At 37.0% G+C, this 12,573-nt stretch carries 9 protein-coding genes; 1 reads left to right on the forward strand and 8 read right to left on the reverse strand.

What is annotated here, in order from left to right:
• Positions 1-122 precede the first annotated feature (122 nt).
• From ilvC to CC92_RS21490, 3 genes are all read right to left on the reverse strand, one after another.
• Positions 123-1,133 carry a ketol-acid reductoisomerase gene (ilvC, locus tag CC92_RS0106350; RefSeq protein ID WP_029503797.1) on the reverse strand — a complete coding sequence of 337 codons (1,011 nt, stop codon included), beginning with the start codon at positions 1,131-1,133 and terminating at the stop codon, positions 123-125.
• An 80-nt stretch (positions 1,134-1,213) separates the two neighbouring features.
• A complete protein-coding gene (gene ilvN, locus CC92_RS0106355) occupies positions 1,214-1,714 on the reverse strand; it encodes an acetolactate synthase small subunit (RefSeq protein WP_029503796.1) in 501 nt (166 codons plus the stop codon).
• Between the two features lie 414 nt (positions 1,715-2,128).
• A complete protein-coding gene (locus CC92_RS21490) occupies positions 2,129-4,195 on the reverse strand; it encodes an FMN-binding protein (protein WP_051650800.1) in 2,067 nt (688 codons plus the stop codon).
• 390 nt (positions 4,196-4,585) lie between these two features.
• On the opposite strand from CC92_RS21490, the gene CC92_RS20795 reads away from it, so the two are divergent.
• On the forward strand, positions 4,586-5,743 hold the full coding sequence (locus tag CC92_RS20795) for an FAD:protein FMN transferase (RefSeq protein ID WP_034218448.1): 1,158 nt from the start codon (positions 4,586-4,588) through the stop codon (positions 5,741-5,743).
• Between the two features lie 453 nt (positions 5,744-6,196).
• On the opposite strand, the gene CC92_RS0106380 is transcribed toward CC92_RS20795, so the two are convergent.
• The 5 genes from CC92_RS0106380 to CC92_RS0106400 all read right to left on the reverse strand — a co-directional run bounded on the left by CC92_RS0106380 (position 6,197) and on the right by CC92_RS0106400 (position 12,484).
• Positions 6,197-7,474 carry an adenylosuccinate synthase gene (locus CC92_RS0106380; protein WP_029503794.1) on the reverse strand — a complete coding sequence of 426 codons (1,278 nt, stop codon included), beginning with the start codon at positions 7,472-7,474 and terminating at the stop codon, positions 6,197-6,199.
• Between the two features lie 192 nt (positions 7,475-7,666).
• Positions 7,667-8,113, reverse strand: a complete 447-nt coding sequence (gene dut, locus CC92_RS0106385; protein WP_029503793.1) for a dUTP diphosphatase — start codon at positions 8,111-8,113, stop codon at positions 7,667-7,669.
• 324 nt (positions 8,114-8,437) lie between these two features.
• Positions 8,438-9,844, reverse strand: a complete 1,407-nt coding sequence (locus CC92_RS0106390) for an aminopeptidase (RefSeq protein ID WP_029503792.1) — start codon at positions 9,842-9,844, stop codon at positions 8,438-8,440.
• A 337-nt stretch (positions 9,845-10,181) separates the two neighbouring features.
• Positions 10,182-11,087 carry a LysR family transcriptional regulator gene (locus tag CC92_RS0106395; protein WP_029503791.1) on the reverse strand — a complete coding sequence of 302 codons (906 nt, stop codon included), beginning with the start codon at positions 11,085-11,087 and terminating at the stop codon, positions 10,182-10,184.
• 11 nt (positions 11,088-11,098) lie between these two features.
• A complete protein-coding gene (locus tag CC92_RS0106400) occupies positions 11,099-12,484 on the reverse strand; it encodes an aldehyde dehydrogenase (RefSeq protein ID WP_029503790.1) in 1,386 nt (461 codons plus the stop codon).
• Positions 12,485-12,573: the final 89 nt, after the last annotated feature.

The following is a 12,573-nucleotide window of genomic DNA, read 5'->3' on the forward strand; positions in this document are numbered from 1 at the left end:
CGAGTTGTTTTTCTTAAAAGGAAGTCTTTTTATAGAACAGCCTTTTCAAAATATATTTGGGAATAATTTGTGGTAAACTAACTTTTATTTTATTATGAAAGATTATCAAATAACTATTTATATTAGTTGTCGATTAACTTTTTCTTCTGAGTCCAGCTCATTAAGCTTCTTAACTCAGCGCCAACTTTTTCAAGCTGATGCTCAGATTCCATTCTTCTTCTTGCATTAAAGTTTGTACATCCAATCTGATTCTCAAGTAACCAGTTACGTGCAAATACACCTTCCTGAATGTCTTTTAGGACCTGACGCATTGCATTCTTAGTATCTTCTGTGATAATCTTTGGTCCGGTTATATAATCACCGTATTCTGCTGTATTAGAGATAGAATATCTCATACCTGCAAAGCCGCTTTCATTGATTAAGTCAACAATTAACTTCATCTCATGGATACACTCAAAGTATGCACTTTCTGGTTCATATCCAGCTTCGACAAGAACTTCAAAGCCACACTTCATTAATGCTGTAACACCACCACAAAGAACTGCCTGCTCACCAAAAAGATCTGTTTCAGTCTCTTCACGGAATGTTGTTTCAAGAACACCTGCTCTTGCACCACCAATTGCTAGTGCATATGCAAGACCTAATTCATGTGCCTTGCCTGTAGCATCCTGATGAACAGCGATCAAACAAGGTACACCCTGTCCTTCTTGATACTGACTTCTTACGGTATGTCCAGGACCTTTTGGAGCGATCATTAAAACATCGACATTCTTAGGAGGAATGATTTGACCAAAATGAATTGCAAAACCATGAGCAAACATTAGTGCATTTCCTGCTTCTAAGTTTGGCTCGATAGACTCTTTGTACATCTTTGCTTGCTTTTCATCATTGATAAGAATCATAATCACATCAGCCCTTTTAGCTGCCTCTGCAGCTGTATATACTTCTAAGCCTGCTGCTTCTGCTTTAGCCCATGACTTACTTCCCTCATATAAGCCGATAATAACATGTACACCGGACTCCTTCATATTAAGTGCATGTGCATGTCCTTGGCTGCCGTAACCGATGACAGCTACTGTTTTTCCCTCAAGTAGAGAAAGGTTACAATCCTGTTGGTAATAAATCTTTGCCATTCTATTATCCTCCTAAATAAAATTACTTTATTCTATGTTCAACCTGTTAAGCTCTCTTACTAAACAAGCGGGCATACCAATTATACGTAATCAGCGATGTCACCAGAACCTCTCGGTAATCCAGTAATCCCTGTTCTTACGATTTCTAAAATTTTAAAACCATCTAATAACTTAATAAATGCATCAATCTTTGCCTGATTTCCCGTCAATTCAATCATTAGGGACTCTTTGGCTACATCGACTATCTTAGCTCGGAAAATATCTGCTACCGCAATTACATCTTTGCGTTCAGATTCTCCTGCTTGAACTTTAACTAAAATTAGCTCACGACAAACGGACTCTTCACTATGTAGTTCTTTTATCTCCACAATATCTTCAAGCTTTTGAAGTTGATTTCTAATCTGCTCTAAGATCTGTTCTTCCCCGCTCACCACGACTGTCATCCTAGAGAATGCAGGATTCTCAGTTTCACCAACGGTCAAGCTATCAATATTATAACCTCTTCTACTAAAGAGGCCTGACACACGGCTAAGTACACCAGCAGTGTTTTCTACCAAAATAGATAAAACCATCTTTCTCATAAGATACTCCACTTCCGGATTCGCAGTCTTACTCGCTTTCCTGTTTTAAATTTACTAATTATTGTAGCAACAGTATATCGCTTTGTCAAGCTAATGTACTATAGTTTTGATATATTTCTCGCTTTTATTATAACCTTGAGTTATGTGTAAGCTGACAGTTAGAATAGTGACCTCTCAACCTACTATAAGGAGGCTCTAACTTAGCACATTGTTCTGAGGCAATTTGCTCGTAAACTTCAGCACTTTCTAAAAGATCAACACGGCCCTACGAAGCTTAATTTTTATTCTACTAAAAGAGCGTCACCAGATAGCTGGTCAAAGCCATTTGGTGACGCTTTAATTAATGACAAGGAAAAAGTTCGCGAAGCGTGCTTTCTCTTGTTACTTTATTACTACCGTTTAATTATTGATATATTACTCACTTACATAATTAACAAGATAATCATGTGCATTGTTAATTGCAACTAATATAGCCTTTGTTGTTATAGTAGCACCTGAGATACCGTCTACCTTAGTACCGTCTACTACTTCTGGTTCTTCTTCCTTCTCAGGCTCTTCAGGTTTTGCTTCCCCAGCTGCCTGACGAAGTGCCTCTTCCACCTGATTTACAAATTCCGTAATGTCAATACTTACGGTTGCAACAACATCAGTCTTTCCATTCTCATCTAAGGTAAGTCCTGTGGTTCCCTGATGCTCGATCACATATTTTGCAAGTGCCTGAGCTTGCTCAAACCAGGTTGCACCAGTTTCTGTCATTACATACTCACCGTTTTGTGACTGAATGCTCTTTAAGTTTCCGCTCTCATCTTCACAGTCCCAAACTACATCTGTAACTTTACCACCAGCTACTGTTAAACTTAATTTACTTAACCAGCCGTTATGAGCTTCGTCTGCTACGATTTCGTAAGTACCATCGTTTAATTTCACTTCTTCTTTCACACCAGCAGCCTGACGAATAGCTTCTTCTACCTGATCAACAAATTCATTGATAGAAATACTTACGGTAGCAACTACATCAGTTTTTCCACTCTCATCAAGAGTAAGACCAGTGGTTCCCTGATTAGCAATAACATACTGTGCAAGTGCCTGAGCCTGCTCATACCATGTTGCACCATCTTCTGTCATCACATACTCACCGTTTTGAGACTGAATACTCTTTAAGTTTCCGTTTTCGTCTTCACAGTCCCAAACGACGTCTGTAATCTTTCCACCAGCTACTGTTAAGCTTAATTTACTTAACCAGCCATTGCTTGCTTCATCTGCTACTATTTCATAAGTTCCGTCATTTAATGCAACAGTCTCTGCGCCCGCTGCCTGACGAAGACAATCTTCTACCTGGTCTACGAACTCATTGATAGAAATACTTACGGTAGCAACAACATCTGTCTTTCCACTCTCATCTAGTGTAAGTCCAGTTGTTCCTTGATTCTCTATGACATATTGTGCAAGTGCCTGAGCTTGTTCATACCAGGTTGCACCAGTTTCTGTCATTACATATTCGCCATTTTGAGATTGAACACTCTTTAAGTTTCCGTCTGCATCAACACAATCCCAGATTACATCTGTAATCTTTCCATCGGCAACCGTTAATTTTACACTGCTGGTCCAGCCATTGCTTGCTTCTGCAGCAACTTTTTCATAAGTTCCATCTTTTAATGTAGTTTCTACCTGTGTACCAGAGGCAAGTTTTAAACATTCCTCCACCTGTGCAACAAAATCACCGATAGAAATACTTACACTTGCTACAACGTCGGTTTTACCTGCTTCATCTATCGTAAGACCTGTTAATCCCTGATTTTCAATCACATATTGAGCTAAACTTTCCGCTTGTTCTGCCCAGTTAGGACCATCTTCTGTCATTACATATTCGCCATTCTTCGCTTGAACGCTCTTTAAATTTCCATCGGCATCAACACAATCCCAAACTACTTCAGTGATTGCTCCACCTGCTACTGTCATAGATAATTTACTAGTCCAGCCATTGCTTGCTTCATCAGCTATCACTTCATAAGTACCATCTTTTAAGGTAGAAGATGTAGTCATAGGTGCAACATCATTTACCTTAGAGGATGCAGAAGTTAAACTAACACCTGGAATGTAAATAGGAAGTTTAACACCCTTGAATTGATCTAAGAATTCTGGCTGTGTCATCTTTGCACCAAAGCCATCAGTCTCAGAATGGGAAACTACTTCAATACCTGTAATTGTATCTTTTTCGGCATTAAAACTGATTGCTAATTCCATTGGGGTTTCGCCAAAGCCTTTGGACTCTACATTTACTGTATAACCAGTAACAGCTCCTGACTTATCCTTTAATACTTGAACCTGTTTAATTCCCATGTCGGTACCTTCTTGAACAATTTCGATTGCTCCTTCTGGTCCTTTGTTTAGATTATTCTTTACAACGACAGCAGTAATTAAAGCTGCAGCAGTAATGCCTGCAAGTGCCGTAACGGCAATCCATCTCTTATTGTTTCTCATTGTTACATCCTCCACCAATAATATGTTCTAATGATTGTATAAGCAACGTTTGCATTAGGGTTTCCTCCCCCCTTCTGCATTAAGCGCTCCATGGATGATAAATCTCCAAACTAATAGCGAGTATCATCTTGTTAATATAATAACATGAAATGGCCTATGCGTAAATACTATAATTATTGGGTTATTTTGTATATTCCCAAGTTAATCGCCTTAATTTTTCCATTATATCACCATTTTAATATTTTTATCGGCATATATTACCATTTATTTTATAGAAAGCTAAAGTATTAAGAAACCACTTCGACATATAAGTATAGAAATTATTTGCATACCTTGACAGTAATCAAACAATCCCTTACAATGAATCTACTATTTTTAAGGAGCTTCTTTATGAGAAAATACCGTACAATTAAGACATTAAAACGAAAAAACTATAAATCAAATCAAGACCATAAAACTTTTTTAGAAAAAAGTGTAATTAGGTGTTGCACGCTAATAACACTAGGTACCGTTATGATAACTTTAAGTTCCTGTTCCGAAAATACCCCATCTGAAGATTCAGTGAAACCTACACCTACTGTAACAGAAATTGAAGCTACACCAACAGTAACGGAACTAGAAGCTACTACTCCAATATCCAAGACTTCATTCAAGTTAAATACAGTTGTGTCCATTACATTATATGACAGTCAAGACGAGAGTATCATTGACGAAGCGTTCCAACTATGCGATTATTATGAAAACCTGTTAAGCCGAACAAAGAAGGAAAGTGAAATCTATAAGCTAAATGAAGAGGGACATAATAGTTATACGATTTCTGATGAAACAAAAGAGCTCCTAACAGCTGGATTTCATTACAGTCAACTATCGAATGGTGCTTTTGATTTAACACTGGAACCACTTACAAGTCTCTGGAATTTTGGTACAAAAGAGGCACGCCTTCCAAGTCAGGAAGAAATAGAGGAAGCGTTAACTCATATTGGTTATCAATATTTAAAAATAGATGGCAATACGGTTACCTTCGATAAAGAGGGTATGGGCGTTGATTTAGGTGCTATTGCAAAAGGATATATTGCTGATAAGATGAAAGAATTTTTAATTTCAAAAGGTGTTAATAGCGCAATTATTAATTTGGGTGGTAACATTTTGTGTGTTGGTGATAAGCCAGATGGTTCTGCTTTCTTGGTAGGAATTCAAAAACCATTTAAAGATCGTAACGAAACGATTGCTGTCATGGAGATCCGTGACTTATCTGTTGTATCGTCTGGTATCTATGAACGATTTTTTACAGTAGACGGGAAGAATTATCATCATATATTAAATCCAGCCACTGGGTATCCTTATGAAAATGACCTTACTTCGGTAACAATCATCTCGAAAGACTCTGTAGATGGGGATGCGTTAAGTACTACTTGTTTTGCACTGGGTTTAGAAGAAGGTATGAAATTGATAAACTCGTTACCAGATACCTATGCTGTTTTTATCACTTCCGATTATGAATTACATTACAGCGACGGTTTTATAGAAAATATTAAGATCGTTGAATAACTAGAACTATAATTTATTTTCTAATTGATCTATTATTAGGACTAAAACGGTATTATTTCTTCCCGTTTTAGTCCTTTTTATACATTAATAAAGCAATCTACTGCTTGCTTCTTAAACGCTCCTTGTTTATTCTAACGCTGCTCTTTTTATTTTTCCATACCTATCGTTTCTCTCTATGATATACCCCACTAAAGTAGTAATAATTCAATGTTTTCAAATTGAATATTCAAACATAACAATTATCAAATAAGAGTATACATCGCAAGCTTCTACTTTACATGAACAATAAAAAGTACGCTTCGCGAACTTTTCCTTGTCATAAAAAAAATACTGAGAACGGCGACCTTAAGTCAACCGTACCCAGTAAATTTATATGATACAAGATCTCTATAGCTTTGTATTCTTCTTTGTTATATATCTACTTTAACTCCCCTGTTAAAAGCTTTCTATCATTTATTTTCTACGAATTATGTCGTCACGTCCAGGACCATTGGACACTAAAGTAACAGGAACTTCTAATTCTCTTTCAATAAACTCAATATACTTTCTGCAATTTTCTGGAAGTTCCTCATATGTTTTTATACCATGAATATCACATTCCCAGCCTGGAAGCACTTCATATACTGGTTTTGCTTTCTTTAATTTAACCGTTGTAGGGAAATCTTTCGTAACTACTCCATCGATTTCATAACCAACACAAACTGGTAATTCCTTTAAATAACCAAGAACATCTAATACTGTTAAGGCTACCTCGGTTGCCCCCTGCATTCTACATCCATATCGACTTGCTACAGCATCAAACCAACCCATACGTCTTGGTCTACCTGTGGTTGCTCCAAATTCACCGCCGTCTCCACCACGCTTTCTTAGTTCATCAGCTTCTTCTCCAAAGATTTCACTGACAAATTCACCAGCTCCTACTGCAGAAGAATACGCTTTTACAACGGTTACAATTTCTTTAATTTCATATGGTGGAATACCGGCACCAATTGCACCGTAAGCTGCTAATGTAGAAGAGGAAGTTACCATTGGATAGATACCAAAGTCAGGATCTTTTAATGCTCCAAGCTGTCCCTCTAATAAGATATTCTTACCTTCCTTCATTGCTTCATGTAAATAGGCAGAAACATCTGCTACATAAGGAGCCACCATATCGCGGTATTCAATCAGAGTCTTAAATAGTTCGTTCTTATCAATTAATGGTTTATGATACATATGCTCTAATAAGATATTTTTCATTTCACAGACACGTTCTACTTTTTCTTTCAGCTCCTCCTCATCAAATAATTCGGATACCTGAAAACCTATCTTCGCATATTTATCTGAATAAAAAGGCGCAATACCAGACTTTGTGGAACCAAAAGACTTTCCTCCAAGTCTTTCTTCTTCATATTGATCAAACAGAATATGATATGGCATCATAATCTGAGCACGATCAGAAACCAAAATTTTAGGCATTGGAACCCCACGATCAACAATTGATTTTATCTCTTTCAATAAGTAAGGAATATTTAAAGCAACCCCGTTTCCGATGATGCAGGTTGTATGGTCATAAAATACCCCAGAAGGAAGTAAGTGAAGTGCGAACTTACCATATTGATTAATAATCGTATGTCCTGCATTGCTACCACCTTGATAACGTACAATAATGTCTGATTCCTGACCAAGCATATCTGTTATCTTACCTTTTCCCTCATCTCCCCAGTTAGCACCAACAATTGCTTTTACCATAATATTGTTCCTCCTTAAGCTAAACTACAAAATAAACTCTGTTTCAAATTTTCCAAAGAATAAAAAAAGCATTGTAACAGTTATGCTACAATGCCCTATTACTTATGTATTATACCGTAGCCTAATACATAAGTAAAATCAATGTTTATTATATTTCATATAAGTCATAATTATACATTTTTTACTTTTTTATTACTTTGTCCCGGTACTACCGAAACCACCATCTCCACGTACTGTGTCAGTTAATTCCTCAACTTCTTGAAAATCAACGGATAAATACGGCATTACCACAAGTTGTGCAATTCGTTCGTGATTTGCAATCGTTTGAACTACATCAGTGTCATTATGAAGTGCAATAATATATTCACCACGATAATCACTATCTGCAACACCGACACAGTTTGCTGGGCGTAATCCGTTCTTTGCAGCAATTCCACTTCTTGCAAAAATTCCTCCAAAGTATCCAGTAGGAACTTCAATTGCTAGCCCTGTTCCTATTTTAACCGTTTCATGTGGTTTTATTTCGCAAGCATCTGTGTCTAAACATGCGTATAAATCATATCCTGCTGCCTCTACACTACCTCTTGTTGGTAACATTGCATTGTCTCTTACTTTTTTTATCTTTATTGTTACTGACATATAAACTCCATTCTAACCTTGTCATTTTTATATACGAACAAATCAACCAGATATGCCTACATATTTGGCTGATTATAGCTACAAGGTTGGAAGTTCTTTTCTATCAACTCTTCAACCTTAAAAACAAGCCCGCTTCATAAGCTGGATATTTGGTACGATGCAGGCACAAGTATCTGTGTGAATTATTTTTCCCCATTCACACTTCATATATGCCCTCTCAGTAGGCTGGAAGTTTGTGCCGAGGATAACGCAGGCACAAACTTCTGTGTGAAATTAGAAATTCTTAGTCAGTGTATTTTACTGGCTTAGAATTACTTTTCACACTTACATCTCACGTAGGAACGCCTCATATCCTCTCATCGCTTCGTAGATATCTGCTTTACTTGTAATCTCCCATGGAGCATGCATATTTAATACTGCGACACCGCTATCAATTACTTCCATGTTATACTGTGCCATAATATAAGCGATTGTTCCACCGCCGCCTTGATCTACTTTTCCTAGTTCTGCTGTTTGGAAGTTAACATCATGTTTTTCCATTGCTGCACGTAAGGAAGCAATAAACTCTGGATTTGCATCGTTACAACCGGATTTTCCTCTGGCACCAGTGTATTTGTTAAATACGATACCTCTACCAAAGTAAGCAGAGTTTTTCTTTTCCATCACTGCTGGATAGTTAGGATCAAATGCTGCGCTAACATCGGAAGAAAGCATATGTGAATTTTGGAACGCTCTTCTTAATTTTAGTTCAGAGTATTCTCCCATCTTATCCATTAATTCTGCAACTGCATTTTCAAAGAATTTGGAATGCATACCGGTTGCACCGACACTACCTACCTCTTCCTTATCAACTAATAAGCAAACTGCAGTACGATCAATCTGATCTAGTTTAAATAATGCTTTCATAGAGGTATAAGAGCAAACTCTATCGTCTTGTCCATATCCCATCACCATGCTACGGTCAATACCAAAATCACGTGCTTTACCAGCTGGTACAACTTCTAACTCAGCGGATAAGAAATCAGCCTCTTCGATGTCATAGAGTTCTTTTAATAGCTTAAGAATATTACCTTTTACCGATTCTTTCTCCTCACCCTTTAATGGTAGGCTACCGATAAGAACATTTAAGTCTTCGCCTTCTACCACCTTAGCAGCTTTCTTATCCATCTGCTCTGCGGATAAATGTACTAGTAAATCAGTAATACCAACTACTGGATCACTGTCTTTTTCACCTATTACGATGTTTACTTTTGTGCCATCCTTCTTCACAACAACACCATGGATAGCAAGTGGTAGGGTTACCCACTGATATTTTTTAATTCCACCATAATAGTGAGTATCAAATAATGCCATCTCGGTATCTTCATACAGAGGAACCTGCTTTAAGTCAATACGCGGAGAGTCAATATGAGCTCCGAGTAACTTCATACCTTTTTCTAAAGGTTCACTACCCACTAAGAATAAGGCTACTGCTTTATCCATGTTATTAAAGTATACCTTATCACCAGGCTTAACTTTTGTTAATGACATTAAATCCTTGTATCCTTCTTTTTCAGCCTGTCGAATCACTTCAAGCGCACATTCACGCTCTGTCTTACAATCCGATATAAATTCTTTATAACCTTCACTTAATTTCTCAACTTTTTTCAGCTCTGCATCCGTATACTTTAACCAAGCATTCTTGTTGGATTCTTTGTTTTTTAAACCTTCTACACTCTTTTTCTCTTTCATAATCTTATCCTTTCTGGTGCTTATTTTGTAATATCTTTCAGAACTAAATTATATTCCGATAGGTAACATACATCACATATACCACACCTTTTATTAGAATCTGCCTCACAGTATCTAATAAGTTGTTTTATCTTTTTTCTCTATTCATGTGTGCTAAGCATATCTTAGTTGAGTTAATAAAATTAATATCTTAGATTATATCTGTACAAAATAATTTCATTTCTTTCAACTTATCCTACCCAAAACAATAATAAACATGCAAAAGTACTCTTCGTGATCTTTTACTTGTCAAAAATTACACTCAGAATCTAAGCCCTAAGTTTGTCATTGGTAAATGCTATATTTTATTATACTTACTTTCCTTTAGTAATGCAAGAAGCTTCCTCGCAGCAGTAGAATGTGTAAACCTCTGATTTTCAACGACACAAAAATGTCTGCTTGGAATATCTGTCTTTAATTTCACCTCAAATAATTCACCTTGTTTCATTAGTTCACTTGCGAAATCTTCCACAACTAATCCAATTCCTAGACTTCTTTTCGCAAACTGCACTATCATATCGCTCGTTGCTAATTCAAACTCTGGTGATAAAACAACGCCATGTGAACTTAAGTATTCATCTACATATCGTCTCGTACTAGTATCATTTTCTAAGCATATCACAGGAAGCTCGGTAAGCTCTTTATAATCTATGGTCTGACCTCTAAGATAATCAAATCGTTTTCCAGCTACAAAGATATCCTTGATTTCTTTAACCTTAAGTACACTATAGTCATCCGGTAAAGAAAATGGCTCACTTACGATACCAAAATCAATTTGTCCATCTTGTAAAAAGGTAAGTGTCTCTGGCGTAGGTCCGTTGGTTACGATTACCTTTATCTTAGGATACTGGATATGAAACTTTTCTAGATAAGGTAGCAAATAGTATTGCAATGTCATATCAGAAGCTCCAATTCTAATTTCTCCAGACTCTAGATTTAGCATCCGCTCTAAGCGTTCCTCCCCCTTTAGGATAAGTTCATATCCTTGCTTCACACATTGATATAAAACTTCTCCCTCCTTGGTTAAACGCATTCCTTTCGCTACTCTAACAAAGAGTTGACAATTAAGAACATTTTCTAATTGTTTTATTGCCTGACTGACCGCAGGTTGTGAAATACATACCCGTTTGGCCGCCAACGAAATACTGCCTTCTTTGGCGACATAGTAAAATATTTTATAGTATTCCAGATTGGCATTTGCCATAGGATCACTCCTTATTTTAAGAATTTACGAATCATCTTTAGATTCTTCTCCGTATATGGATGATATCTCATCGGAAGATCAAGCCAATTCGCTTTTTTCACAATGCTCTTCGTATGACTAAACGTACGAAAACTTTCAATTCCATGATAACTTCCCATTCCACTAGCACCAACACCACCAAATCCCATATATGGTGTTGCAAGATGAATGATCGTATCGTTCACACATCCACCACCAAAAGAGATGTGTTTTAAGACTTTCTTTTCTATCTGCACATTCGTTGTAAATAAATAGCATGCCAATGGCTTTGGATGTCCTGTTACATATTCAATTACCTCTTCTATTGTTTGATAAGTAAATACAGGAAGGATTGGCCCAAAAATCTCCTCTTTCATAATACTTGATTCCGCCAACACATTCTTTAGAACTGTTGGTTCAATTTTCCGTTCGTTCTCCTGTCCCTTCCCACCGATTACGATATCTTCTCCTTCAAGGAGTGAAAGTAATCTATGATAATGATGGTCATTAATTATTTTAGGAAGATTTTCATTCTTTAAGGGTTCCTCCCCAAAGAATTTGTGTATCCACATTCCCATTTTGCAAAGAAATTCTTCTTCAATCTCTTTCTGAACAAAAACATAATCAGGAGCAACACAAGTTTGCCCTGAATTGAGGAATTTACCGAACGCAATACGCTTAGCTGCAAGATTAATATCAGCTGTTTTCTCAATGATACAAGGGCTTTTTCCTCCAAGCTCCAAGGATACCGGGGTTAAGTATTTGGCTGCTGCCTCCATAACAAGTTTACCAACGTGGGCACCTCCGGTAAAGAAAATATAATCAAACTCAGTAGCGAGTAACCCCTGATTTTCTTTTCTACCGCCTTCAATTACCGTGACATACTCCTTGGGAAAGCAAGCACTGATTAGTGTATTGATTATTTTTGACGTCTCTGCTGCATAGGCTGATGGCTTTAACACTGCACAGTTCCCTGCTGCAAGAGCTCCAATTAATGGCTCAATGCATAATTGAAATGGATAATTCCAAGGAGACATGATTAGTACAACACCATAGGGTTCCGGGATAGTAAAGCTTTTTGATGGGAATTGTGCTAGTGGTGTTCTCACTTTTTTTGGCTTCGCCCATTTTCTCACATGTGCAATACAATGCCGTATTTCATCAAGTACCATACCGATTTCCGTCATATAAGCTTCAAAATTCGACTTATTTAAGTCCTTCTTTAAAGCCTCCATAATTTCTGCTTCCCGCTTTTGTATCTCAGATTGAAGTTTCCGTAGTGCTTGAATTCTAAAATCTATTTGCTTTGTCTTACCAGTGCGAAAAAAAATCCTTTGTCTTTTCACAATTTTTTTATACTCTAATTCCATCTCACTCATCGCTACCTCCTATCATTCTCGTAACATTATGGAATCTTTTCCTAAAAGTTTACGCTTTATCAGTACCAATTATAAAGCATCAAATGAAA

The organism is Lachnoclostridium phytofermentans (assembly GCF_000733755.1).
Taxonomy (GTDB): Bacteria; Bacillota; Clostridia; order Lachnospirales; family Lachnospiraceae; genus Lachnoclostridium; species Lachnoclostridium phytofermentans_A.

Bases quoted from the DNA above. Each gene is read 5' to 3' on its own strand.
- CC92_RS0106395 (WP_029503791.1), bottom strand. From the start codon at position 11,087: ATGGCAAATGCCAATCTGGAATACTATAAAATATTTTACTATGTCGCC.
- ilvN (WP_029503796.1), bottom strand. From the start codon at position 1,714: ATGAGAAAGATGGTTTTATCTATTTTGGTAGAAAACACTGCTGGTGTA.
- dut (WP_029503793.1), bottom strand. From the start codon at position 8,113: ATGTCAGTAACAATAAAGATAAAAAAAGTAAGAGACAATGCAATGTTA.
- CC92_RS20795 (WP_034218448.1), top strand. From the start codon at position 4,586: ATGAGAAAATACCGTACAATTAAGACATTAAAACGAAAAAACTATAAA.
- CC92_RS0106390 (WP_029503792.1), bottom strand. From the start codon at position 9,844: ATGAAAGAGAAAAAGAGTGTAGAAGGTTTAAAAAACAAAGAATCCAAC.
- CC92_RS0106380 (WP_029503794.1), bottom strand. From the start codon at position 7,474: ATGGTAAAAGCAATTGTTGGTGCTAACTGGGGAGATGAGGGAAAAGGT.
- ilvC (WP_029503797.1), bottom strand. From the start codon at position 1,133: ATGGCAAAGATTTATTACCAACAGGATTGTAACCTTTCTCTACTTGAG.
- CC92_RS21490 (WP_051650800.1), bottom strand. From the start codon at position 4,195: ATGAGAAACAATAAGAGATGGATTGCCGTTACGGCACTTGCAGGCATT.
- CC92_RS0106400 (WP_029503790.1), bottom strand. From the start codon at position 12,484: ATGAGTGAGATGGAATTAGAGTATAAAAAAATTGTGAAAAGACAAAGG.